Raw genomic sequence first — 22,625 nt, forward strand, 5'->3', positions numbered from 1 at the left:
TTGACCTCGTGTGACCGACGGCCAGCTACCTGACATGCGTGGCGCGCTCGTCCGCGTCGGCCTGGTACTCCTGGTCATCGCCGTTGCCGGTGGTGGCGTCTGGTTGTTGAAGGCGGCGACGGAGCCCGAGCAGAGCCCCATCGAGGTCCCGGCCGCGTCGGTTCCGGTCGCGAATGTGCGCCCCGGCGCAGTGGCCCCACCGCAGCCCCAGGCGGGCGCGGTAGGCGAGGACCCCCTCAGGACGTGGGCTGCCCGCGTATCGCCCGCCACTGACGTCCCGGCCAGGGCACTCATGGCGTACGGGAACGCCGAGCTGGTGCTGCGGTCCGAACAAGCCTCCTGTCGCCTGTCCTGGGCGACGCTCGCGGGCATCGGCCGCGTCGAGTCGAACCACGGCCGCTACGGCGGCGCGCGGTTGAACGACGACGGCCGACCGTCCAAACCGATCATCGGTGTCCCGCTCGACGGTTCGGCCGGGGTGAAGGCCATCTCCGACACCGACGGCGGCCGCTTCGACGGCGATGCCGAACGCGACCGCGCCGTCGGCCCGATGCAGTTCATCCCGTCGACGTGGAAGAAGTGGACCGCGGACGCCAACCTCGACGGCGTCGGCGACCCGCAGCAGATCGACGACGCCGCACTGGCCGCGGGCCGCTACCTGTGCGCGGGTGGCCGCGACCTGGCGACCCCGGACGACTGGTGGGCGGCCGTGTTCTCGTACAACAACTCCGTGCCCTACGGCCAGAAGGTCTTCGGCCTCGCCGACGGCTACGCGAAGGCCGCTGTCTGACTGGGATTCCCACTACCGTCCGCCCGGCTGCGATCATGTTGTGATCGTTCGGGCACAGGAGGTAACGGGTGGCGCCCACGTTCCGGCGGCGACGCCTGGCGCGGCGGCTGCGGCAGATGCGGGAACAGGCGGGGCTGACCCTGGTGGAAGCCGCGCTGCGGCTGGACAAGACGCGAAGTTCTCTCGGCCGCATCGAGACGGGCCAGTCACGAGCGGATGTCCATCTCGCCCGCTCGATGATGGACTTCTACGACGTGTACGACCCGGAGTCGCTCGACCTCGTCCGGGAAGCCAACCGCCCGGGCTGGTGGACCAAGTACGGCATCGACGACCGCGGCTACATCAGCATGGAGACCGATGCCTCGAGCCTGCACGAGCTGGCCATAGTCAACATCCCGGGGCTGCTGCAGACCGAGGTTTATATGCGGGCGCTCTTCGCCGCGCACCGGCGCCCGGCCGATCGCGTGGAAGCCGAGGTGAGTGCCCGCCTGTTCCGCCAGAGGCGGCTTGTCGATGAGGAGTTCCCGCTGGAGTTGGTGGCGATCATCGACGAGGCGGCTCTGCGCAAGAGAGTCGGCGGGGCGGAAGTCATGCGCGGCCAGCTTCGGCGCCTCGCCGAGCGCGCGGAGCTACCCACCGTCAACCTGCAGGTTCTCCCTGATGCGGCGGGCAGCCACGCGGGAACGGATGGCGCCTACGCGATTCTCGGCTTCCCGGAAGGGGATCCCAGCCTGCTCTTCGTGGCGTACGTCGTGGGGGCCGTCCACATCGAGAAACCCGAGGAGGTGGCGCAGGCTAGACTCAAGTTCGATCAGCTGCGATCTGAGGCGCTGAGTCCGCACGATTCCTTGGCGCTCATCGAGCGGTTGGCTGGCGAACTGTAGTTCGGAGAGGCGATTTGGTGTCCACGGTGGAGTTTTCCGGGGCGGTCTGGCGCAAGAGCAGCCGGAGCGGTGGTGGTGGGAACGACAACTGCGTCGAGGTGGCGTTCGTCGATGCCGCCGTCGGGATGCGGGACTCCAAGAACGTGGAGGGTGGGCACCTCGTCTTCGGGGGAGTGGCCTGGAAAGCGTTTGCTACCCGTTCCTGGTCCTGATCTCCTGCCGCGGCCTCTCCGTGGCGCTCATCGAGCGGTTGGCTGGCGAACTGTAGTTCGGAGGTGTCCACGGTGGAGTTTTCCGGGGCGGTCTGGCGCAAGAGCAGCCGGAGTGGTGGCGGTGGTGGCGGCGACAACTGCGTCGAGGTGGCGTTCGTCGGCGCTGCCGTCGGGGTGCGGGACTCCAAGAACACCGGCGCGGGCCGGCTCGTGTTCGGTGATGCGGCCTGGGAGTCCTTCACCGGGGGAGTGTTAGCGTCACGGTCGTGAACGTGGTGGCTCGCCGGGTGGGGATCGTCCTTCTCTGTGTGGTGTCGCTCGTCGCCTGTGTCGGGCTGGCCTGGTGGCAGTGGCAGCGCTTCGAGAACGGCGGGACCTGGCAGAACCTCGGCTACGTCCTGCAGTGGCCGCTGTTCGGGCTCTTCCCGGCCTTCATGTTCTGGCGGCTCCGCGAACTGCGGGCGCGGACACCGCCGCGAGAGCAACCCGTGTCACACGCGGCACCCCCACCTGAACCGGACAAAACGCCGATCCGGCAGGATGCGGTGGACGACGACCCCGAGCTGGCCGCGTACAACCGGTTCCTCGCCCAGCTCAACGCACGAGACCAGCAGGAGACGCGATGACCGCCGAGTCCCCCGTCACGGACGAGGAGAACCCCGCCCAGGCCGTCGGCGAGGCGGGGATCCGGGGCGCGCTCGCCCGGTTCCGGGTGCTCGCGTACATCGTCGGTGTCGGCCTGCTGGCGCTGTGCTTCGCGATGGTCATGAACTACGGGTTCGACGAGCCGAGGTACTCGGCGATCATCGGGCCGGTCCACGGGTTCCTCTACATCGTCTACCTGGTCGTGATCGTCGACCTCGCGCTGAAGGCCCGCTGGTCGCTCAAGGGCACGATCCTGGTGATGCTGTCCGGCGTGATCCCGGTCGGCTCGTTCTTCGCCGAGCGCACGGTGACGCGGAAGGTCCGCCGCGGCGAGGCCATCTAGTAGTGCTTTGTCAGGTCGGTGGGCGAGCTGGCGCCGGGGTGCGGATCGGCCGGGGAAACCGAGGCCGTGACCTGCATGAACGCTGGGGGGCTTGCTCCGGCGCGAGGTTCAGCCTCTCCGCGTTCGCGCAGGTCAGCACAACCTGACAAGGCACTAGAGCCCGACGCGCCGCAGCGCGAGCGTCACGAACCCACGCATCGACCGATCCCAGCCGGGTGGCGCGGGCGGCGGCGACTCGTCGACCAGCAGGTCCAGTGCGTTCCCCGGCAGGTCGGCACCAAGCCGGAACGCGAGCGCGACGGCCGCCGTCATGCGCACGTCCCGTGACGGTGACTCGAGAGCCGTCATCAGATGGGTGTCGACCGACGGGTAACCGGTGAGGTAGCCGAGCGTGAGATTCGCGCTGGCCGGTGCCGCCGAGGCCAGCAAGGCGTCCACCACTGGCTGCGACACCGGGAAGTACGCCAGCATCTCGGCCGCCTGTGCCGCGAGAAGCGGGTCCGCCAGCCATGCGACGTAGGAGTCGACGTGCTTGGCGGCCGCCTGGAACGCCTCGTCGGGTTCGAAGTCCTCCGGCACCGGCAGCGAGACGTCCCAGAACGCGACGTCGTGCAGCAGGCTGACCAACGCCTCCCGGTCCGGCGTGGCCGGATCGTCCACAAGCGCCACGAGGAACCCGGCCACGGCCGCGCCCGACGAGGATCCCGGCACCCGGGACAGCCAGGTCAGCGCCACGGAACGGGTGTCGAGGCTGTCGGATCTGAGCATCCGCAGGCGATCAGGCACATCCGCGGCGACGCCGTCGACATGATGCAACTGCCGCCACGGCACATCGGCCAAGCCCGCGAGTGGGTCACGCACACCCCGTTTCTACCGCACGGATGGCCTCCCCGTCAGCGAACGGCCTCCGAATCCATGGAATGTGCCGTCGGCCTCACGGGCGGATGCCGGTCAGTGAGCGGACCGCCATCTCCTTCCGCAGGGCCGGGTCCTCCCGATTCTTCGACAGCACCGTGCCGAGGAAGCCCATCAGGAAGGAGATCGGGATCGAGATGATGCCGGGGTTCGTCAGCGGGAACAGGTGGAAGTCCACATTGGAGAAGATCGACGTCGGACCGCCGGACACGACAGGGGAGAAGAACACCAGCAGCAGGCACGAACCCAGCCCGCTGTACATGCCCCACAGGGTGCCGGTCGTGTTGAAGCGTTTCCAGAACAGTGAGTACAGCAGCGTCGACAGGTTGGCCGATGCCGCGAAGGCGAAGGCCAGTGCCACCAGGAACGCGACGTTCTGGTTGTTCGCGAGGATGCCGCCGATCATGGCGAGCACGCCGACCACGACGGCGGTCAGCCGGGCGACCCTGACCTCGGACCGTGGGTCGGCCTTGCCGCCGCGGAAGATGTTCGCGTACACGTCGTGGGCGAAGGACGCCGACGCCGTCAGCGTCAGACCCGCGACCACGGCGAGGATCGTCGCGAAGGCGACCGCCGCCACGATGCCCAGCAGCAGAGTCCCGCCGATCTCGAACGCCAGCAGCGGCGCCGCGGAGTTCTCCCTGCCCGTCGACGCCAGGATGCGGTCCGAGCCGACCAGTGCCGAGGCGCCGTAGCCGATCACCAGGGTGGCCAGGTAGAACACGGCCATGCAGCCGATCGCCCACACCACCGACCGGCGCGCCTGTATCGCGTTGGGCACGGTGTAGAACCGCATCAGCACGTGCGGGAGGCTCGCCGCGCCGAGGAGCAGCGCGAGCGACAGGGAGATGAAGTCGAGCTGGGTGATCGCCGTCCTGCCGTACCGCACGCCCGGATCGAGGACCTTCTGGCCATTGGCGTTGTTCGCCGCGGCCTCGTCGAGCAGGGCGGACACGCTGAACCCGAACTTGCCGAGCAGGAACACGGTCATCAGCACGACGCACAGCATGAGCAGCGTCGCCTTGATGATCTGCACCCACGTGGTGCCCTTCATGCCGCCGACGAGCACGTAGAAGATCATGATCAGGCCGACGACGCCGACCACCAGCGCCTGCCCGCCCTTGCCGTGCACGTCGAGCAGCAGCGCGACGAGACCACCGGCACCAGCCATCTGGGCCAGCATGTAGAAGAACGAGATCACGAGCGTGGACGTCGCGGCGGCGGCGCGTACCGGGCGCTGGCGCATCCGGTACGCGAGCACGTCACCCATCGTGAACCGGCCCGTGTTGCGGACCAGCTCGGCGACCAGCAGCAGCGCGACCAGCCACGCGACGAGGAACCCGATCGAGTACAGGAAGCCGTCGTAGCCGTGGACGGCGATCGCGCCCGCGATGCCGAGGAACGACGCCGCCGACAGGTAGTCGCCGGTGATGGCGACGCCGTTCTGCGAACCGGTGAACGCGCTGCCCGCCGCGTAGTAGTCGGCCGTGGAGGTGTTGCGGTGGCTCATCCGGTAGACCACGTACAGCGTGATCGCGACGAAACCGGCGAACACGACCAGGTTCAGCAGCGGGCTGCCGACCTGGCCGGACTGGGCGGAGATCATGGTCATTCCTCGGAAACTCCCGCGCCTGCACGGATCTCCTCGACCGCGGGATCGAGGTGCTTCCGCGCGAACCGCACGTAGGCGGCGGTGATGGCGATCGTCGAGACGAACTGGAGGACGCCGAGCACGAGGCCGACGGTCACCAGCCCGTACAGGCGGTGGCTCATGAAGTCGTGGGCGTAGGCGGCGAGCAGCACGTAGGTGAGGTACCAGCAGAAGAACAGCGCGGCCATGGGGAACACGAAGCGCCGGAAGCGGCGGCGCAGCGCCGCGAACCGCGGGCTGTCGTGGATGGCGGCGAAGTCCACCACGCCCGGGGATACCTGGGGAGTGCTCTGCGTGGTGATCCCGCCGAAGCGTGTGCCTGTGCCTCTGCCTGCGTGCTCCGGCTTGCGCGCCGTTATCGGGGTGCGAACCACCTGCGTCATGTGTTCCTCCGTTGAAGTGGTCGCAGGACAATAACCCATGCGGCCTGATTTCAATGTGGAGACGGGCCGTAGGAGAACCGGCGGGGCGTCATGATAACCACGACGCGGTGGAACTCCTCATGGCGCCCGGAGGATGGCGTTCTCGATAAACGCGGCACCTCTCGCGGGGTCGAAGTAGACACTACCGAGCGGGAGGGTGTCCTCGCATTCACACCTATTGGTGAATCTTAACGTGACGTTGCGTCGCGAAAGTTGCGCACCGCAGGGTCGACGTGACGGATCGTGATCGTTGCGGCGACTTTGCCTGGCTGCGAAATACTCGGAAGCCGTGTGCTCGTCAGCGGATCATGCGTCCGAGCGGAGCATGGACGCGGGCGTTTGCGCAGGTTGGAGCGTTGCGGAACGTCACGACCCCGGCAGGATGCTCCCGTGCGAGGTATGCGCTCCGATTGACGTGAACAAAGCCGTCGGTGGACCGTTGGGTAACGCAACCCGAACGGGCGATTAAGGCCGTGATATCCGGACGCTCCGTAGAAGTGACATGATCAAGAAGTTCGCGTGCGTGGTCAACAGGCCTCAATTTGATCGCTTTGACGCCGGTTTCCGCAGGTCATGACCCGTCTTTTGGAATGCCTTCTTGATCGGGTATCTGGGGTACGATCGAAGTTCAGTTCTCGCCGCCGCGGCACACCCCGGCCCGCGGCGCGGTGTGCTCGACTGGAATTGTCGTCTCGTCATTCCGAAATGAGGCGCTGTCTTGAAGGCTGCGACACAGAACGTGTCAACCGAGCACGGGAACGGGCCTGCGGCGCATGCCGACGAGTCCGTCTCCCGGTGGTCGGCGCTGATGAGTGTGCTCGCGAACTGGCGGGACTGGAACCTCCCCGTCAAGCTCGCCGCGGTCACGCTCGTGCCGGTCGTCTTCGCGATCGTGCTCGGCACCATGCAGATCTCCGACCAGGTCGACGAGGCGAACTCGTACCGGCGGGTGGACCGGCTGGTCGCCGTCAACGAGGAGTTGCGCGGGCTGGTCGGGGCGCTGCAGGTCGAGCGCGGCGCGGCCGGTGTGCTGCTCGCGGGTCGGACCGCCGACGTCGTGCCCCAGCTGGCCGACGAGCAGCGGGACACCGACGCGACGCGCGCCGCGTTCATGCGTGCGGCGGGCCGCGTCACCTTCGGCCATGAGGCGGCGGCCGACCGCTACGCCGACGTCGAACGGTGGCTCGGCGAGCTCGCCGACATCCGCGAGCAGGTCGCGGCCCCCGGCTTCGACGCGGGCAACGCCGTCATCCGCTACTCCGCGGTCGTCGACACGCTGCTGAGGTTCGACCGGACCATGGCGTCCGAGGCGATCGACCCGACCCTGGCGTCGACCGCGTCCGCGCTGTACGACCTGGAGGAGATCAAGAAGGAGGTCTCCTACCAGCACGCCGTGATCGCGGTCGGCATCTCGCGCGGCGTCCTCACCGGTCCCGAGGTCGACGCGCTCACCGCGTCCGTCGGCAGGCAGGCCGACCGCCTCGCCGACTTCTACTCCCTCGCGGCGGAAGACCGCCGGGACCTGTATGACGCCACCGTCGCGGGCACGGGCATCGCGGCCCGCAACAACATCGTGGCGGCGGTGGTCGCGGACCCGCACGGCGGCCCGCTGCCGACCACCGCGCAGGCGTGGGAGGACGGCTCGGTCCTGACCGCGAACCGGATCGGCGACGTCGCGTCCGTCCTCGGTGCCGACCTGCGCGACCGCTCCGCAGCGCTGCAGGACGAGGCGAGTGACGGCGCAGGCCTCGCCGCGGTCATCCTGCTCGTGGCGCTGGTGGTCGCGGTCGCGGTGATGGTCGTGGTCGGCCGCCACCTGCTCAGCTCGCTCGCCGCGCTGCGCAACGGCGCGCTCGACGTGGCCGAGCGCGCGCTGCCAGCCGCGGTCGCCCGCATCCGCGACCGGGGTGAGCAGGCGGGCGACATCGAGCTGCCCCCGGTGCCGGTGACGTCGATGGACGAGGTCGGGCAGGTGGCCCGCGCGTTCGACGCCGTGCAGCGCCAGGCTCTGCTGCTCGCCACCGAACAGGCCGGCCTGCGCGCGACGTACGCCTCGGTGTTCGTCAACCTCTCGCGCCGCAGCCAGGGTCTCGTGCAGCGCCAGCTCCAGTTGCTCGAGCGGCTGGAACGCGACGAGGAGGACTCCGACCAGCTCGCCACGCTGTTCCAGCTCGACCACCTCGCGACCCGCATGCGGCGCAACAACGAGAACCTCATGGTGCTGTCGGGCAGCGACGGTGGCAGGCGTGCGCAGCGGCCGACCGGCCTCGCCGACCTGCTGCGTGCGTCGGTGTCGGAGATCGAACAGTACCAACGGGTCGTGCTGCTGCCGCCGCCCTCGGTGCAGGTGGTCGGGTACGCCGTCGGCGACCTGGTGCGCCTCGTGGCGGAGTTGCTCGACAACGCGACCGCGTTCTCCGCGCCGGACACGCAGGTGACGATCGCGAGCCACTCGTTCGAGGACGGCTCGGTGTGCATCGCGGTGCTCGACGAGGGCATCGGCATGAACCAGGCCGAGCTCGACGAGGCCAACGCGAAGCTCGCCGACTCCGGCCTGATCGACGTGGCGACGGCACGCCGCATGGGCCTGTTCGTGATCGGCCGTCTCGCAGGCAGGCACGGCATCGAGGTCTGGCTGAACGGCGGCCACGGCGTCAAGGGCGTCCAGGCGACCGTCACCGTGCCCGCCGACGTGATCGCGCCGTCCGACGTGCCGGTCGGGCCGGAGCGGGTGAAGGCCCTGTCGAACGGCGCCGGCCTGCTCACGCCGTTCTCGCCGGCCGGCGAGCGGCCGACGGCGAACGGGGTCAACGGCAGGCACACCAACGGCCACGTGAACGGCAGTACGAACGGGCATGCGAACGGCAACGCCAACGGGCTGGCGAACGGCTTTGCGAACGGCCACACCAACGGCGCCAACAGGATCACGCCGTTGCCGCGCCGCGCCCAGCCCGAGCCCGTGCCGGAGACCCCGCAGCAGGCGGCCGACGCCGAGGCGCCCCCCCAGGAGGAGCTGTCCGGCGAGGGCCACATGCCGTTGCCGCGCCGCTCGCCGGGCGGGATGTTGCCCGGCCAGCGCGGCGCTGGCCCTGCCGAGGACGAGATCGCGGGTCCGCACGACACGTTGGAGCCGTCCACCGGCGAGTCCGGCGCCGGGTTGTTCTCCCCGGCCGCCGAGCACGCGCAGGACGACGACGGGTGGGGCGCCGAGGGCACCCCGGTCGACCGGGCGTCGGTCGAGGAGACCACGCCGATCTTCGACGAGATGGTGTCGGCCTGGTTCCGCGCGATGTCCGACCCGGCAGTGGACGCCAGGACCGCTGCCGCCATGATGCCCCAGCTCCCGGGCAAAGATCCGCAGAGCGGTGGCGAAGTGTGGAACTTCGCCACCGACTCCGGCTTCGACGCCGCCCGTGCCGTGTTGGAAGCCGAGCCGTCGGACTACACCTCGAGTGGGCTGCCGCGCCGAAGTCCGAGGCAGAACCTGGTTCCCGGCAGCGCCGTTTCGGGTGCGGCCGACGAACCGCCCCGGTACGGGCGCGATGCGGACGACCTACGCAGCCGGTTGAGTGGTTACCGGCAGGGCGTTCGCAGGGCGCGAGATCACCGGGGTGGCGCCGAACCCCCCTCCTCGAGCGCCGCTCCGGTGATCCCGCCTCCTCCACAGGCACCGGACGCCGAGCCTGCCGACGCGGAGACCGCGCGGCTGGACCTGACCGGTGCCGGCTGGCGGTTCGCCGCGGACTTCGGCTGGCAGACCGCGAACGAGGTGTCCTCGTCGACCCCGGTGGACTTCACCTCTGGCGGGCTGCCCCGGCGCAGCCCGAGACAGAACCTGGTGCCCGGCAGCGTTTCCCCTTCGGGTAGCGGCACGGGTACCAGCACGGGCGGCGGCGTGGGGAACGGCGCCGTGCCGCCGATGGCCGACCGCGCCGAGGAGATGCGCGGCAGGCTCGGCAACTTCCAGATGGGCCTGTACCGCGGCCGAAAGCGCCTCGCGGATCGGACCTCTGCGAACGGTTTCCACAACGGACAGGGACTCGACCACAAGCAGCAACAGGAGAGTGAATGACTTCGCCGCAGGCCCAACCAAGTCAGTTCGGATGGTTGGTCAACGACTTCGCCGAGCGGGTCTCCGGGGTCGCGCACGCCGTCGTGGTGTCCGCGGACGGGATGCTGCTCACCTCGTCCGCGCGGCTGCCGATCGACCGCGCGGACCAGCTCTCCGCCGTCGCGTCCGGCCTCGTGTCGCTCACGCAGGGCGCCGCGCGCTGCTTCGAGGCGGGCACCGTCAAGGAGACCATCGTCGAGATGGAGGGCGGGATCATGCTGCTGATGTCGATCAGCGACGGGTCCGCGCTCGCGGTGCTCGCCTCGCCGCTGTGTGACATCGGGCAGGTCGCGTACGAGATGACGTTGCTCGTCGACCGGGTCGGGCAGATCCTCACGCCGGAGCTCAGAGCACAGCTCCAGTGTGCTGGCGGGAGGATGGTTGGGCTGCCGGCGTGAGTACCCACAGCACCGACGACAACGACGCCGGGTTCGCCAACGTCCTCAACGGGCTGACGCTCGGCGGTGGTGGCGGCAGCAGGCGGAAGCGGAAGAAGTCCGAACCCTTCAAGCACGCCGCGCAGTCACCGTCCGCGAGGGGCCGGTCCGGCCGGGAGATCGCGGATCGCGCGGCCTGGACGTGGACCATCCCGTCGTCCGCGCCGGTCGTGACCCCCTCGATCTACCCGTTGACCGACGAGGACCTTGTCGCGGACGCACAGATGGTCCGTCCCTACGCGTGGACCAGAGGGCGAACGAAGTCCACAATGGATCTACAGATTGAGACGATGGTGTCCACAAGCGAGCATGGCGAGAATATCGAGGCCCTGGCGCAGACCGAGCACCGCGTCATCGCGGAACTCTGTGCCGAGCCGAGGTCGGTCGCCGAGGTCGCCACACTCCTGTCGGTGCCGCTGGGCGTTGCCAAGGTGCTGCTCGGCGACATGGCGAGCCTCGGCCTGGTCATCGTGCACAGGACCGCGACCGGTGGCGCCAACAAAGCACATCTCATGTTGATGGAAAGGGTGTTGAGTGGACTCCGTCGACTTTGACGCGGCAGGTGCCGCGGGTCCGTCGCTGACGTCGGTCAAGATCGTCGTCGGTGGCGGTTTCGGTGCAGGCAAGACGACGTTCGTCGGTTCGGTGTCGGAGATCATGCCGCTGACCACCGAGGCGGTCATGACGGCGGCCAGCGCCGGCATCGACGACCTCGACGCGACTCCGCGCAAGCAGACCACCACGGTGGCCATGGACTTCGGCCGCCTGTCGCTGGACAGGGACCTGGTGCTGTACCTCTTCGGCACGCCCGGCCAGGAACGCTTCTGGTTCATGTGGGACGACCTGGTTCGAGGCGCGATCGGCGCCGTGGTGCTCACCGACACGAGGCGCCTGGCGGACTCGTTCTCGCCGATCGACTTCTTCGAGGACCGCGGCCTGCCCTACGTGATCGGCCTGAACTGCTTCGACGGCAAGCAGACCCACGGCGTCGACGAGGTGCGAGACGCCCTGGCCGTCGCAGGCACGGTCCCGATCGTCCGCTGCGACGCCCGAGACCGTGAGTCGGTGAAGAACACCCTGATCACGATGGTCGAGTATTCGATGGAACGCTGGGTGACCGCCCACGGTGCGGGCGTGGGCTGAGCTTTCGCAGGCAATAGTCCTGAAAGGCGCCTTCGGGTCATGGAGCGTCTCCGAAAGCGCCTGTCAGGGCATGGGAAATCACCAGAGGTGAGCGACGTCCACGATGATTCGGTTCGGCATCGTGAACACGCGGAACGGAAGCCGAGCCCGGACGCCGAGACCAACGGTTGTCGTCCCCTCCCAAGATCCGGCGAACGCGACCTGCCGGAACGTCTGGTAGCCGGTCACGTTGACCAGCTCAGACCGGTTCGTGTAGTGATAGGTCTGCACGTAGTTGTGGTCGTAGGATGGCGCCTGGACCGTGACCGACAGCTTTGCCCCGCCACGCAACGGGATCACCGCACCACTCGGGTCCTCGGTCATCTGGTCCACATAGGACACCCAGTATCCGTTGGCGGGCCCGGTGGCGTCGAACACCAGCCGGTCGTAGCAGTCGTGGCGGCCGGCGCGGACGTTCACCAGGTTGCCGCTCTGGGTGGGATTGGCGGACTTTGCCTGCGATCCCCACGTGATGCCGCAGTACGGCGCGGCGGCCGCGGTCGTCGCGGGCACAAGAGCGAACAAGATCGCCAAAAGAGAAACCAGTAAGCCGGATCTTCGTAACATTTCTTGACTCCCCTCGAAAGGTGGTCTTTGCGGAGTCAGACGTGCGGCGCTGACAATGGTTGTGCAAACGGCCGCTACCGGCGAAAAGGCCACGCTGCACACCGTTGTGACCGCGCAGTGTGACCGGGTCCGGGGGTAGGGCGCCCCGCACAGGCCGGTTGGGCAGATCAAACGGTCTTTCCGGGCGCTCTCACCGACCCGCCACGGATCACCGTAAGGTGCTGGTCATGGACTTGTCGCTCACCGAAGAGCAGGCCGCGCTGCGGGAGCTCGCACGAGACTTCATCGACCGTGAGGTCGTGCCAAACGCCCGCGACTGGGACCGGGCCGAGCAGGTCGACAGGGCGATCGTCGGCAAGCTCGCCGACGTCGGGTTCCTGGGGCTGACCATCCCGGAGGAGTACCGCGGCTCCGGCGGGGACCACCTGTCGTACTGCCTGATGATGGAGGAGCTGGGCCGCGGCGACTCGGCGATCCGCGGCATCGTGTCCGTCTCGCTGGGACTGGTCGCCAAGACGATCCTCACCTACGGCACCGAGGAGCAGAAGCAGCGCTGGCTCACCCGCCTGTGCGCTGGTGAGTCGCTCGCCTGCTTCGGCCTCACCGAACCGGATACCGGCTCGGACGCGGGCAACCTCGCCACCAAGGCCGTCCGTGACGGGGACGGGTGGGTCCTGTCCGGCTCGAAGATGTTCATCACCAACGGCACGTGGGCCGACCTCGCGCTCATCTTCGCCCGCACCGGTGAGGCGGGGCCGAGGGGTGTGACCGCGTTCCTCGTGCCGACGGACTCCGACGGGTTCACCCACCGCGAGATCAAGGGCAAGCTCGGCCTGCGCGGCCAGTCGACGGGCGAGTTGGTCCTCGACGGGGTGCGGGTCGGCGACGGTGACGTGCTCGGCGCACCCGGCCAGGGTTTCAAGATCGCGATGGCCGCGCTGGACAAGGGGCGCATGTCGGTCGCGGCCGGGTGTGTCGGCCTCGCGCGGGCGGCGCTGGAGGCGTCGGTGAAGTACGCGGGGGAGCGGCACCAGTTCGGCAAGCCGATCGCCTCCTTCCAGCTGGTGCAGCAGATGCTCGCGGACATGGCCGTCGGCACCGACGCGGCGCGGCTGCTGGTGTGGCGGGTGGCCGACCTGGTCGACCGGGGGCTCCCGTTCAACGCGGAGGCCTCCATGGCCAAGCTGTACGCGAGTGAGAACGCGGTGTCGGCCGCGAACCTCGCGATCCAGGTGTTCGGCGGCTACGGCTACCTCGACGAGTACCCGGTCGCCAAGATCCTCCGCGACGCCCGCGTGATGACGCTGTACGAGGGCACCAGTCAGGTGCAGAAACTGTTGATCGGCCGCAAGCTCACCGGCATCAACGCGTTCGTCTGACCGGACACGCACGTGACACGCCGCCGGCGACCCCCCCAGTCGCCGGCGGCGTGGTCTTTTCTTGAGAATGGACTTCAGTCCGTTCAGGCGTGCAGCAGGACCAGAGCAAAGTGGCTCTCCACTTTATGCCTCCTTTTCCTTACTCAGACGTAGAGGCCGATAAAGAGTCCGCACACCACGCCGGTCAGGAACAGCCAAAAACCCAACCGCATTGCCGCGGAAACCGTGCCGATGTACCTCATATCAGCCTCCCCCAGCGAACCCGTTTCACCCGGGCAAGGAGAAGAATGCGCCTGTCAGGAGGAAACCTCGACGACCGATGACACTCTCGCTATGTGTCATTTGGCATGTTGGGGGAGAACGAGCGCAGCACGCCCGGTGCGGTGATCACGAACTCGCGGCGGCCGGTGATGAGGATCCCGCGTTCGCGGAACGCGGCGACGGCCCGCGTCACGGCACGCAGTGAGCCACCCACCCGGTTCGCGATGTCCTGCTGTGTCAACGGCATCCGCACGGCCACGCCGCGCTCGGTCATGGTGCCGTGCACGTCGGCGAGGTACACCAGCAGCGCCGCGACCCGCTGCGCGACGTCCATGGTGGCGAAGTCGACGCGTGCCGCGTCCGCGTCCCGCAGCCGCACCGCCATCTGCCTGAGCAGTGCGAAGCCCACCGAGGGCCGCTCGTGCACGCAGGCGAGGAACTCGTCGTGGCGGAACTGCGTGAAACCGGTTTCCTGCATGGAATCCACGGTCGCCGTGCGTGGGAAGTCCATCAGTGCCGCGATGTCGCCGATCACGTCGCCTGGTCCGCGCAGCGCGAGCAGGACCACCTGGCCGTCGGGCGTCGTCCTGAACACCCGCACCCAGCCGGACAGCAGCACCAGCACGTGGTTGGTCGGGTCGCCCTCGTGCATGAGCACGGTGTGGGCGGGCAGTTTGCGCGGCGTGCCGCGGGCGCGCAGGAACTCGCGGTCGTCGGGGTCGAGGTAGCTGAGGAACGAGGCGGGGACGGGCTCCTCCGCCGTCATGGCGCCGCCCACCGCACGCCGTAGCTCAACCCCTGGTGCAGGCGGGAGAACTCGAGCGCCACCTCGCCGAACCGGTCGGCGGACACCAGTTCGTCGTCGGGTGCGTAGTCGTCGATGGCGCGCGGCGGGATGCCGTTGACCCGCCAGATCCGAGGGGGTGCGGCGCCGAAGCGCACGCGGACGCTGAACTTCGCGCACGGCTGCAGTGGCGTCAGCACGTAGTACGGCGGCATGACCGCCCTCGGGTGCGCCGTGAACCGCACCCCGTACTCGTGCTGCTCGCCTGCCCGCAGCGAGGTGGGCAGGCGCAGCGCGAACTTGCGGTGGCTCGGCGCGACGCGCTCGCTGCCGGTGATCTGCCCGCCGTACAGGACGGCCGCGGTGATCGGGCTTTCATCGCCGCTGCCGGGAGCGGACAGCCGCAGCTCGACCTCCTCCAGCCCGTCGGCGGTGGCCACTATCGTGCGCTCCTCGACCAGCTGAGGCGGGTCGACGTCCATCCGGAGCAGCCCGCGCAGCGAACCGATGTGCCAGCCCTGGTTGATGCTGGGGTCGTCGACGAGGTCGTCGAGCTGCTCGGCGATGATCCCGAACCCGACCTTCATCCGCCGCACCGCGGCCCTCGGGTGGTCGCGGTTGATCTGGCGGGCGGCCCACCCCATCCGGTCCTGCATGAACTGGTGATCGGCCTCCGGGTGCAGCGCCAGCGCGGCCAGCACGGAGACCCGCAGGTCGGTGGGCAGGCGGCCGCACAGCTCGGTCAGCCGCTCGCCGACCTTGCGCCGGACCAGCGCGGGGGAGTCGTCGGAGGAGACCCCGCAGGCCACCCGCAGACCCGGCCCGATCCGGTCGGCGACGTCGTTGGCCAGCATCCCGCGTCCACGCGGAATTTCCAGCAGTTCGTAGTACGTGCTCACCGCCACCTGAACATGGTTACAGGTTGGTGATTGTCAAGTCCACCGGAGAAGTGTCCACAAATTGTCGCCGGACATATCTTGGACAAATCCGAGCCGTTTCCCGACGGCGAAATCAATGGCCGCTACGGTCGAAATCATGCCGAGGGAACCCGCTGACCCCACGGCGCCGTACCCGCCGGCGAGGGGGCGGCGGGTACGGACCGACCGGCTCGGGTTCGCGGTGGACGTGGTCGGCTACGGCCAGCGCACCAAGCAGGCGCAACAGCGTCTCGGGGACCGCCTGTACGCGCTGCTGCGGCAGGTCGTGACGGACCTCGGCGACGCCGTCGACGAGGTCGACCACGACAGCGGCACGGGCGACGGCACGGTCGTGTGCCTGCCCGCCCTCGGCGATCCGACCGGCCTGTTGCCCGTGGTCCTGCGCTCGGCGGCCACCCGTCTCGCGGCGGACAACGCCGTCCACGGGGACCGGATCCGGCTGCGGATGGCCGTCGGGTCCGGTCCTGTCGGCGGCAACGGCTTCACCGGCCCGCTGGTGATCAACATCAGCAGGCTGGTGGACAGCGAGCCGCTGCGCCGCGCCGCCGACACCAACCTCGACGCCGACCTGGTGGTGCTGGTGCTCGACGCGGGATGCGGCGACCTCGCGCCCGGCTACCTGCCGGTCGCCGCCGACCGGGTCGGGCTGGTCGACCTCGCGATGAAGGAGTCGGTGCGGCGGGCGTGGCTGTGGATCAGCACGCCTCACGGCTGATAGGTGCCGAACGACCACAGGTTGCCCTCGGGGTCACGAGCGGAGTACTCGTGCGAGCCGTAGTCCATGTGCTCCGGCTCGCGCACCACGTTCGCGCCCTCGGCGCCCGCGCGGTCGCGGTGCGCGACCGGGTCGTCGACCACGGCGTACAGGCTGATCGGGGAGGCGAGCGGGCTGGCGGCGGTGCTCCCGAGCCAGCCGGGCTCGCGTGGGCCGCTGACCATGACCTTGCTCGTGCCCAGCGACAGCACGGCGTGCTGGACCACGCCCTTGTCGTCGTGGAAGACGTCGTCGGCGGTGAACCCGAACGCCTTGCACAGCCAGTCGACCGCGGCGTTCGGATCGGTGTAGTTGATGGCGGCGTAGATGCTCATGACCGCCACGCTAGGGCGCGGGCACCCAGGGGTATTGGACGGAAGGGACCCGCGCCAGCCAGTCGCCGGGGGTGGTGCCGGCGAACTCGCGGAAGTCGCGGTTCATGTGCGCCTGGTCGTAGTACCCGCAGTCGGCCGCGACCTCGGCGAAACGCCCGGTCGGCAGCCGCCGCAGCAACTCCTCGAACCGCAGGACCCGCGCGAGGGTCTTCGGCGCCAGGCCTGCCTGTGCGCGGAACCGGTCGACCAGGTGGCGCCTGCTCCACCCGACCTCGGCGGCCAGCGCGGCGATCGGCACGTTCCCGTGCGCTGCGTGCAGCCGCCGCCACACCCACGCGACCTCGCCGGCCGGTGCCGGCCCCGCGTCCGCCAGCCGCAGCAGCCCGTCATCGAGACGCTCTGGGCGCAGGTCGGCCAGTTCGGTGAGGGCGACGACCTCGTTGACCAGCTCGGACACCGGCACGCCGAACAGGCGGTAGGCGCCGAGCGGGGTGAGCTTCAGCTCGACGCAGTCGATCTCACCGTGCATCGACACCACGTCGCAGGCGTCGGAGGGCCCTGCGACGAACGCGTGCGGCAGCCCGCCGAACGCCTCGCCCATGTTGATGATCACAGTCACCGCGGTCGACGGCGGCGCGAGCCACGCGGCACCCTCTTCCTCGGGTTGCCGGAAGCGGAGGTAGTCCCTGGACAGCAGCGGTCTCAGCCGGGGGTCCGGCTGGGTGGCGACCGACAAAGCCAAGGGCATGTCACCCAGGGTAGGCCGGGATCGTTATTGCAACACTATGGTGATTGCCTGTTAGTGGTAACTAGGATGGGGGTCGTGTCCGCAACCGTAGCCATGCACATGAGCGACGGCCTGATCAACGCTCCGACCTCGCTGATCTTCGGCGGGGTGGCGGTGGTCGGCATGGCGGTCGCCATGGTCGGCGCCCGCCGTGACCTCGACGACCGCACCGCGCCGATGGCCGGTCTCGTCGCCGCCTTCGTGTTCGCCACACAGATGCTGAACTTCCCGATCCTGCCGGGGGTGAGCGGTCACCTGCTGGGTGGCGCGCTCGCGGCGATCCTCGCCGGGCCCTACGTCGGCGCGCTGTGCGTTGGCATCGTGCTGGTGGTGCAGGCACTCGTGTTCGCCGACGGCGGGCTGACCGCGCTCGGCGCCAACATCACCAACATGGCGATCATCGGCACCGCCGCCGGCTACCTGGTGGCGGTCGCGCTGCGGCCGCTCGCCACACGCGGCCGGGCGGGGCTCGCGACGGTCGCCTTCGTGGCCGCGTTCGTCAACACGGTGGTCGCGTCGCTCGGGTTCGTCCTCCAGTTCGCGATCGGCGGCGACGCGGCGTTCTCCCTGGCCGGGGTGACCGGCACCATGGTCGGGCTGCACGCGTTGATCGGCATCGGCGAGGGCATCATCACCGCGCTGACGGTCACCGCGGTCGCCGCGTCCCGGCCCGACCTCGTGCACCTGCTGCGGGGCACGGCCAAGCCACTCGAGGTGCGGAGCGCGGCATGACCACGACCACCAAGACCACCACCAAGAAGAGGACCTGGCTGTTCTTCGCGGGCTTCGCGCTCGTGGCGCTCGTGTTCGCCGGGGTGTTCTCCTACTTCGCCGACTCCGACCCGGACGGGCTGGACTCCGCGACGCTGACGGGCTGCGAGGTCGTGGAGACCGACGCGGGCGAGGAGCTGACCGGCGACTGCATCGCCAAGAACGCCAAGGACCACGACCTGGCGGACGGCCCGCTGGCCGACTACGCGGTGGGCGGCGACGACCGGTTCACCGGCGTGGCCGGTGTCCTGGGGGTCGCTGGCACGCTGGTCGCCGCCGGTGGCCTGTTCTGGCTGCTGCGCAGGCGCTCCACCGACCAGGAAGAATGAGCACGGAGATCCTGCACCATCCGGGCACGTCGGCCGTGCACCGGCTGCCCGCGCAGGTCAAGATCGTCGCCGCGTTGCTCACGGTCATCTGCGTGGTCGCCACGCCGCGCGAGGCGTTCTGGGCGTTCGGGCTGTACCTGCTGCTGATCGTCACCGTGTGGGGGATCGCGCGGGTGCCGGTGTCGCACTTCGCGAAGCGGGCGCTGATCGAGGTGCCGTTCGTGGTGATCGCGGTGCTCATGCCGATCTTCGGCGGCGCGGCCGGTGCGCTCGCCGGGTGGAACATCCTCGCCAAGGGCACGCTCGGCGTCCTCACCTCGCTGACACTGGCCGCGACGACCACCCCGCGTGAGCTGATCGTCGGCCTGCAGCGGCTGCGCACACCGACCGTGCTGACCACGATCGCGACGCTGATGCTGCGCTACCTGGAGGTCATCGCGGCCGAGGCGCGGCGGATGCGGCTCGCCAGGATCTCCCGGGGGCACGACCCGCGCTTCCTGTGGCAGGTCGGCGCGACCGCACGCGGCATCGGCGCGTTGTTCATCCGCAGCTACGAGCGGGGCGAGCGGGTGCACCTCGCGATGGTGTCGCGCGGCTGGACCGGCGCCATGCCCGACCGCGGCACGGCGGCTCCCGCCGCCACCTGGCTGGCGGGCCTTACCCCGGTGCTGGTCACGGCCGCCGTGCTCGGCACGGCACTATTCCTCCCATGACACCGGCGCTCCTGGTCAAGGGACTCGCTTTCGCCTATCCGGACGGGCATCAGGCGCTCTACGGCATCAACCTGCGGGTCGAGCAGGGGGAGCGGGTGGCGGTACTGGGGCCGAACGGCGCGGGCAAGACCACGCTCGTGTTGCACCTCAACGGTGTGCACACCGCGGGTGCCGGGACCATCGAGGTCGCCGGGCTGCCGGTGGAGAAGGCCAACCTGCACGAGATCCGCCGCCGCGTCGGGATCGTGTTCCAGGACCCCGACGACCAGCTGTTCATGCAGACCGTCGGCGAGGACGTGGCGTTCGGGCCCGCGAACTTCGGGCTCCGCGGCGCCGAGCTGGACGCACGGGTGCGCCAGGCTCTCGACGCGGTCGGCATGACCGAGCACCTCGACCGGTCGCCGCTGCACCTGTCGGGTGGGCAGCGCCGCAGGGTCGCGCTCGCCACGGTGCTGGCCTGCGACCCGGAGATCCTCGTGCTCGACGAGCCGTCGGCGAACCTGGAGCCGGTCGCGCGCCGCGAGCTGGCCGAGGTGCTGCTGTCGCTGGGCCGCACCACGCTGATGGTCACCCACGACCTGCCGTACGCGTTGCAGCTGTGCCCCCGCAGCGTGCTGGTCGACGACGGCGTGGTCGTCGCCGACGGCCCCACCCGCGAGCTGCTGGCCGACACCGAGCTGCTCGCGGCACACCGGCTGGAACTTCCTTTCGGTTTTCGGATGGACTGAGCGGAGCTTGCGGAGCGAGCATCGTTTCTGAGCGGAGCTTGCGGAGCGAACTTCGACACCGGAGCAACCTCACCGTGTACGGGCCGCGTTCCTGATGTTGTAGAGGCACTGCACAGGAGGTCACTGGGGTGAAGCGCGCCGAGGAGAACACGTACCGCGAGTACGTGACGGCTCGGATGGAGACCATGCGGCGCACCGCGTACCTGCTGTGCAGGGACTGGCACACCGCGGACGACCTCGTGTCGATCACCATCGGCAAGCTGTACCGGCACTGGCCGAGGGTCGGCGGGACCCCCGGCATCGACGCGTACGTCCGCAAGGCGCTGCTGCGTACCTGGCTGGACGAGAAGCGCAGGCCGTGGCGGCGTGAGCAGGTCGTCGAGGAGCTGCCGGAGCTGCCGACCGCGGCCGAGTTCGCCGTGGTCGGCCGGGCACAGCTGCTCGACCTGCTGGACGGGCTGCCTGCCAAGCGCAGGGCCGCCGTGGTGTTGCGCCTCTACTGCGATCTCTCGGTGGAGGAGACCGCCGAGATCCTCGGTTGCACGGCAGGCACCGTGAAGAGCCAGACCGCGCGGGGGCTCGACACGTTGCGTGCCAAGGCAGCGCAGACCGACTAGCGGAGAGGTGCGGAATGGACAAGCGAGACTTCGACGACGCGATCGGGGAGGTGCCGCCGTCCACGGTCGACGTGGACGCGGTCATCGGCCGCGGCCGCCGCGCGGACCGGCTTCGCCTGGTGGCGAACCCGGCGGTCGCCGCTGGCGTGGCGGTGGTGCTGCTGACCGGCGTGGTCGCCTACACGATGACACGGGACGACGGCGGGGGCACGCCGGTCGCGGGCACACCCGCCACGACGCCCGCGCCCACCACCCAGCTATCGCCGGTACCCGTCCCCGGCGACCGGGTGGGACCACCGCAGTGCGCGGAGGAACCCCGGGAGACGGCAGGGGACGCGGCGGCCCGCCTCGGTCCGGCGGCGGTCGCCGCCGTCCTGGCACAACGCCCGGAGCTGGAACTCGTGCCCGGCGACGAGTACCCCGTCGGCACGCCACGCGAGCCGCTGGAGCTCTACCAGGTGAGCCAGTCGCCGACCGAACTGCCGATCTGTGACGGCCGCGCCCGCTACGAGGCGTCGGCGTTGCTGCGCGGCCCCGACGGCACGGGCATGATCTACCTGATCGTGAATCCCGCCTGGGTCGAGAAGCAGTACCCGTGCGAGGGCATCCCGGACGTCGACCCCACCCGGACCTGTGACGAGTTCACCACCCCGGCCGGTGACGACGTCAAGGTGCACACCATTAACTTTCCGGGTGGCCGCAGCCAGATCGACGTCATCGCACGCCGGGCGGACGGCACGGAGGTCACCGCCGTCATCGGGGACCTGTCCTGGTCCAGCAAGAACGGGCTCCCCTCGAGCGTGGACGTCGAGTCCCTCGACGCGGACCAGCTGGCCGAGATCGCGACCGACCCGGATCTCACGCTGTTCCCCCGGTAGTGGCACCCCGTTGTTCCTGCCTGGTGTCTCACCAGGCAGGATCGGGGCCATGAGTACGCTTTCGCCGCTGAATGACGTGCACACCCGCCTCGGTGCGTCCTTCACCGACTTCGCAGGCTGGTCGATGCCACTCCGGTACGGCAGCGAGCTGGCCGAGCACAAGGCGGTGCGGGAGGCCGCGGGCCTGTTCGATCTGTCGCACATGGGGGAGATCGAGCTGACCGGCCCGGAGGCGGCGCGGGCGCTGGACTACGCGCTGGTGGGCAAGCTGTCGGCGGTCAAGGTGGGGCGCGCGCGGTACACGATGATCTGCGACGGCGATGGCGGCGTGCTCGACGACCTGGTCGTGTACCGGATCGGCGAGGACCACTTCATGGTGGTCGCGAACGCGTCGAACGCCGCGGTGGTCCACGCCGAGCTGACGGCGCGGGCCGAGGGGTTCACGGTCGAGGTCACCGACCGGTCGACCGACTGCGCGCTGATCGCCGTGCAGGGCCCGAAGGCCGTGGACATCGTCGGCGCGGTGTGCGACGCGGACCTCGGGGCACTGCCGTACTACGGCAGCGTGCCGACCCGCATCGGCGGCCACGACGTGCTGCTCGCCAGGACCGGCTACACCGGTGAGGACGGCTTCGAGGTGTACGCGGAGGCGCCGCACGCTCCGCACGTGTGGGAAACGCTGTCTGCCGCCGGCGAGGAGCACGGCCTGCTGCCCGCCGGCCTCGCGTGCCGCGACACGCTGCGCCTGGAGGCCGGGATGCCGTTGTACGGCAACGAGCTGACCGCCGACATGACCCCGTTCGACGCCGGTCTCGGCCGGGTCGTGAAGTTCGACAAGCCCGCGGACTTCGTCGGCCGCGCCGCGCTGGAACGCCGCCGCGACGCGGGCGACGCGGTGGAGCAGGTGCTGGTGGGCCTGATCGCCGATGGCCGCAGGGCGGCTCGGCACGGCTACCCGGTGATGGACGGCGACAAGCAGGTCGGCACGGTGACGAGCGGCGCCCTGTCGCCCACGCTGGGCCACCCGATCGCGATGGCGTACGTGCCGCCCGCACTGACCGAGCCCGGCACCCAGCTGACCGTGGACATCCGAGGCAAGGCGATGCCCGTTTCGGTGGTGAAGCTGCCGTTCTACAAGCGCGCGTGACAAACCCCGGAGGGCGCCTTCGAGGACATCCGTCCTGGCGACGCC

The 22,625-nt window shown here is 69.5% G+C and carries 27 protein-coding genes; 19 read left to right on the plus strand and 8 right to left on the minus strand.

Annotated elements, in window-relative coordinates:
* Positions 1 to 34 precede the first annotated feature (34 nt).
* The 6 genes from WBA97_RS09305 to WBA97_RS09330 all read left to right on the plus strand — a co-directional run bounded on the left by WBA97_RS09305 (position 35) and on the right by WBA97_RS09330 (position 2,874).
* Entirely contained in the window at positions 35 to 790 is a 756-nt protein-coding gene (locus tag WBA97_RS09305) for a lytic transglycosylase domain-containing protein (RefSeq protein WP_424230326.1), read from the plus strand.
* Positions 791 to 858: 68 nt separating this feature from the next.
* Positions 859 to 1,674 (plus strand): Scr1 family TA system antitoxin-like transcriptional regulator, encoded by an 816-nt coding sequence (locus WBA97_RS09310; RefSeq protein ID WP_424230327.1) that lies wholly within the window; start codon positions 859 to 861, stop codon positions 1,672 to 1,674.
* Between the two features lie 17 nt (positions 1,675 to 1,691).
* Positions 1,692 to 1,886, plus strand: a complete 195-nt coding sequence (locus tag WBA97_RS09315; protein ID WP_424230328.1) for a DUF397 domain-containing protein — start codon at positions 1,692 to 1,694, stop codon at positions 1,884 to 1,886.
* 72 nt (positions 1,887 to 1,958) lie between these two features.
* Positions 1,959 to 2,156, plus strand: coding sequence for a DUF397 domain-containing protein (locus tag WBA97_RS09320; protein WP_424230329.1), 198 nt, complete (start codon positions 1,959 to 1,961; stop codon positions 2,154 to 2,156).
* Entirely contained in the window at positions 2,153 to 2,512 is a 360-nt protein-coding gene (locus WBA97_RS09325) for a hypothetical protein (RefSeq protein WP_424230330.1), read from the plus strand. The genes WBA97_RS09320 and WBA97_RS09325 overlap by 4 nt, the downstream gene beginning before the upstream one ends.
* Complete coding sequence (locus WBA97_RS09330; RefSeq protein ID WP_424230331.1) at positions 2,509 to 2,874, plus strand: DUF3817 domain-containing protein; 366 nt, start codon at positions 2,509 to 2,511, stop codon at positions 2,872 to 2,874. The genes WBA97_RS09325 and WBA97_RS09330 overlap by 4 nt, the downstream gene beginning before the upstream one ends.
* Positions 2,875 to 3,027: 153 nt before the next feature.
* On the opposite strand, the gene WBA97_RS09335 is transcribed toward WBA97_RS09330, so the two are convergent.
* The 3 genes from WBA97_RS09335 to WBA97_RS09345 all read right to left on the minus strand — a co-directional run bounded on the left by WBA97_RS09335 (position 3,028) and on the right by WBA97_RS09345 (position 5,823).
* On the minus strand, positions 3,028 to 3,735 hold the full coding sequence (locus tag WBA97_RS09335) for a hypothetical protein (RefSeq protein ID WP_424230332.1): 708 nt from the start codon (positions 3,733 to 3,735) through the stop codon (positions 3,028 to 3,030).
* Positions 3,736 to 3,808: 73 nt separating this feature from the next.
* A complete protein-coding gene (locus tag WBA97_RS09340) occupies positions 3,809 to 5,401 on the minus strand; it encodes a solute symporter family protein (RefSeq protein ID WP_424230333.1) in 1,593 nt (530 codons plus the stop codon).
* Positions 5,398 to 5,823 (minus strand): DUF485 domain-containing protein, encoded by a 426-nt coding sequence (locus WBA97_RS09345; RefSeq protein WP_424230334.1) that lies wholly within the window; start codon positions 5,821 to 5,823, stop codon positions 5,398 to 5,400. The genes WBA97_RS09340 and WBA97_RS09345 overlap by 4 nt, the downstream gene beginning before the upstream one ends.
* A gap of 757 nt (positions 5,824 to 6,580) precedes the next feature.
* Between WBA97_RS09345 and WBA97_RS09350 the strand changes: the two genes are divergently transcribed.
* From WBA97_RS09350 to WBA97_RS09365, 4 genes are read left to right on the plus strand one after another with little or no spacing between them, the layout of a single operon-like run.
* Complete coding sequence (locus tag WBA97_RS09350) at positions 6,581 to 9,934, plus strand: nitrate- and nitrite sensing domain-containing protein (protein WP_424230335.1); 3,354 nt, start codon at positions 6,581 to 6,583, stop codon at positions 9,932 to 9,934.
* Positions 9,931 to 10,371: a roadblock/LC7 domain-containing protein gene (locus WBA97_RS09355; protein WP_424230336.1), complete on the plus strand. Its 441-nt coding sequence runs from the start codon at positions 9,931 to 9,933 to the stop codon at positions 10,369 to 10,371. Before WBA97_RS09350 ends, WBA97_RS09355 begins: the two co-directional genes overlap by 4 nt.
* Complete coding sequence (locus WBA97_RS09360) at positions 10,368 to 10,964, plus strand: DUF742 domain-containing protein (RefSeq protein WP_424230337.1); 597 nt, start codon at positions 10,368 to 10,370, stop codon at positions 10,962 to 10,964. Before WBA97_RS09355 ends, WBA97_RS09360 begins: the two co-directional genes overlap by 4 nt.
* A complete protein-coding gene (locus WBA97_RS09365; RefSeq protein WP_424230338.1) occupies positions 10,945 to 11,553 on the plus strand; it encodes a GTP-binding protein in 609 nt (202 codons plus the stop codon). The genes WBA97_RS09360 and WBA97_RS09365 overlap by 20 nt, the downstream gene beginning before the upstream one ends.
* Positions 11,554 to 11,631: 78 nt before the next feature.
* Here WBA97_RS09365 and WBA97_RS09370 read toward each other — a convergent pair whose 3' ends face one another.
* Positions 11,632 to 12,117 (minus strand): AMIN-like domain-containing (lipo)protein, encoded by a 486-nt coding sequence (locus tag WBA97_RS09370; RefSeq protein ID WP_424230339.1) that lies wholly within the window; start codon positions 12,115 to 12,117, stop codon positions 11,632 to 11,634.
* Between the two features lie 269 nt (positions 12,118 to 12,386).
* On the opposite strand from WBA97_RS09370, the gene WBA97_RS09375 reads away from it, so the two are divergent.
* A complete protein-coding gene (locus WBA97_RS09375; protein ID WP_424230340.1) occupies positions 12,387 to 13,538 on the plus strand; it encodes an acyl-CoA dehydrogenase family protein in 1,152 nt (383 codons plus the stop codon).
* A gap of 331 nt (positions 13,539 to 13,869) precedes the next feature.
* Here the strand turns inward: WBA97_RS09375 and WBA97_RS09380 are convergent, their stop codons facing one another.
* Both WBA97_RS09380 and WBA97_RS09385 read right to left on the minus strand, forming a co-directional pair.
* On the minus strand, positions 13,870 to 14,565 hold the full coding sequence (locus WBA97_RS09380) for a Crp/Fnr family transcriptional regulator (RefSeq protein ID WP_424230341.1): 696 nt from the start codon (positions 14,563 to 14,565) through the stop codon (positions 13,870 to 13,872).
* A complete protein-coding gene (locus WBA97_RS09385; RefSeq protein WP_424230342.1) occupies positions 14,562 to 15,488 on the minus strand; it encodes a hypothetical protein in 927 nt (308 codons plus the stop codon). Before WBA97_RS09385 ends, WBA97_RS09380 begins: the two co-directional genes overlap by 4 nt.
* Positions 15,489 to 15,618: 130 nt before the next feature.
* Between WBA97_RS09385 and WBA97_RS09390 the strand changes: the two genes are divergently transcribed.
* Positions 15,619 to 16,236: a hypothetical protein gene (locus WBA97_RS09390; RefSeq protein ID WP_424230343.1), complete on the plus strand. Its 618-nt coding sequence runs from the start codon at positions 15,619 to 15,621 to the stop codon at positions 16,234 to 16,236.
* On the opposite strand, the gene WBA97_RS09395 is transcribed toward WBA97_RS09390, so the two are convergent.
* Both WBA97_RS09395 and WBA97_RS09400 read right to left on the minus strand, forming a co-directional pair.
* Complete coding sequence (locus WBA97_RS09395) at positions 16,227 to 16,610, minus strand: VOC family protein (RefSeq protein ID WP_424230344.1); 384 nt, start codon at positions 16,608 to 16,610, stop codon at positions 16,227 to 16,229. The two genes, WBA97_RS09390 and WBA97_RS09395, sit on opposite strands and share 10 nt — an antisense overlap.
* 10 nt (positions 16,611 to 16,620) lie before the next feature.
* Complete coding sequence (locus WBA97_RS09400; protein WP_424230345.1) at positions 16,621 to 17,358, minus strand: helix-turn-helix domain-containing protein; 738 nt, start codon at positions 17,356 to 17,358, stop codon at positions 16,621 to 16,623.
* A 75-nt stretch (positions 17,359 to 17,433) separates the two neighbouring features.
* On the opposite strand from WBA97_RS09400, the gene WBA97_RS09405 reads away from it, so the two are divergent.
* The 7 genes from WBA97_RS09405 to gcvT all read left to right on the plus strand — a co-directional run bounded on the left by WBA97_RS09405 (position 17,434) and on the right by gcvT (position 22,580).
* Positions 17,434 to 18,129, plus strand: a complete 696-nt coding sequence (locus tag WBA97_RS09405; RefSeq protein ID WP_424230346.1) for an energy-coupling factor ABC transporter permease — start codon at positions 17,434 to 17,436, stop codon at positions 18,127 to 18,129.
* Entirely contained in the window at positions 18,126 to 18,497 is a 372-nt protein-coding gene (locus WBA97_RS09410; protein ID WP_424230347.1) for a PDGLE domain-containing protein, read from the plus strand. Before WBA97_RS09405 ends, WBA97_RS09410 begins: the two co-directional genes overlap by 4 nt.
* Positions 18,494 to 19,210 (plus strand): cobalt ECF transporter T component CbiQ, encoded by a 717-nt coding sequence (gene cbiQ / locus WBA97_RS09415; RefSeq protein ID WP_424230348.1) that lies wholly within the window; start codon positions 18,494 to 18,496, stop codon positions 19,208 to 19,210. Before WBA97_RS09410 ends, cbiQ begins: the two co-directional genes overlap by 4 nt.
* Positions 19,207 to 19,938 (plus strand): energy-coupling factor ABC transporter ATP-binding protein, encoded by a 732-nt coding sequence (locus WBA97_RS09420; protein WP_424230349.1) that lies wholly within the window; start codon positions 19,207 to 19,209, stop codon positions 19,936 to 19,938. Before cbiQ ends, WBA97_RS09420 begins: the two co-directional genes overlap by 4 nt.
* 128 nt (positions 19,939 to 20,066) lie before the next feature.
* Positions 20,067 to 20,555, plus strand: a complete 489-nt coding sequence (locus WBA97_RS09425) for a SigE family RNA polymerase sigma factor (protein ID WP_424230350.1) — start codon at positions 20,067 to 20,069, stop codon at positions 20,553 to 20,555.
* 14 nt (positions 20,556 to 20,569) lie between these two features.
* Positions 20,570 to 21,433, plus strand: coding sequence for a hypothetical protein (locus WBA97_RS09430; protein ID WP_424230351.1), 864 nt, complete (start codon positions 20,570 to 20,572; stop codon positions 21,431 to 21,433).
* 49 nt (positions 21,434 to 21,482) lie between these two features.
* Entirely contained in the window at positions 21,483 to 22,580 is a 1,098-nt protein-coding gene (gene gcvT, locus WBA97_RS09435) for a glycine cleavage system aminomethyltransferase GcvT (RefSeq protein ID WP_424230352.1), read from the plus strand.
* Positions 22,581 to 22,625: the final 45 nt, after the last annotated feature.

Source organism: Actinophytocola sp. (assembly GCF_049647105.1).
Lineage (GTDB): Bacteria > Actinomycetota > Actinomycetes > Mycobacteriales > Pseudonocardiaceae > Actinophytocola.

Coding starts and splice junctions, on each gene's coding strand:
- WBA97_RS09355 (WP_424230336.1), top strand. CDS start 9,931: ATGACTTCGCCGCAGGCCCAACCAAGTCAGTTCGGATGGTTGGTCAAC.
- WBA97_RS09410 (WP_424230347.1), top strand. CDS start 18,126: ATGACCACGACCACCAAGACCACCACCAAGAAGAGGACCTGGCTGTTC.
- WBA97_RS09345 (WP_424230334.1), bottom strand. CDS start 5,823: ATGACGCAGGTGGTTCGCACCCCGATAACGGCGCGCAAGCCGGAGCAC.
- WBA97_RS09340 (WP_424230333.1), bottom strand. CDS start 5,401: ATGACCATGATCTCCGCCCAGTCCGGCCAGGTCGGCAGCCCGCTGCTG.
- WBA97_RS09400 (WP_424230345.1), bottom strand. CDS start 17,358: ATGCCCTTGGCTTTGTCGGTCGCCACCCAGCCGGACCCCCGGCTGAGA.
- WBA97_RS09420 (WP_424230349.1), top strand. CDS start 19,207: ATGACACCGGCGCTCCTGGTCAAGGGACTCGCTTTCGCCTATCCGGAC.
- WBA97_RS09305 (WP_424230326.1), top strand. CDS start 35: ATGCGTGGCGCGCTCGTCCGCGTCGGCCTGGTACTCCTGGTCATCGCC.
- WBA97_RS09395 (WP_424230344.1), bottom strand. CDS start 16,610: ATGAGCATCTACGCCGCCATCAACTACACCGATCCGAACGCCGCGGTC.
- cbiQ (WP_424230348.1), top strand. CDS start 18,494: ATGAGCACGGAGATCCTGCACCATCCGGGCACGTCGGCCGTGCACCGG.
- WBA97_RS09330 (WP_424230331.1), top strand. CDS start 2,509: ATGACCGCCGAGTCCCCCGTCACGGACGAGGAGAACCCCGCCCAGGCC.
- WBA97_RS09380 (WP_424230341.1), bottom strand. CDS start 14,565: ATGACGGCGGAGGAGCCCGTCCCCGCCTCGTTCCTCAGCTACCTCGAC.
- WBA97_RS09375 (WP_424230340.1), top strand. CDS start 12,387: ATGGACTTGTCGCTCACCGAAGAGCAGGCCGCGCTGCGGGAGCTCGCA.
- gcvT (WP_424230352.1), top strand. CDS start 21,483: ATGAGTACGCTTTCGCCGCTGAATGACGTGCACACCCGCCTCGGTGCG.
- WBA97_RS09430 (WP_424230351.1), top strand. CDS start 20,570: ATGGACAAGCGAGACTTCGACGACGCGATCGGGGAGGTGCCGCCGTCC.
- WBA97_RS09390 (WP_424230343.1), top strand. CDS start 15,619: ATGCCGAGGGAACCCGCTGACCCCACGGCGCCGTACCCGCCGGCGAGG.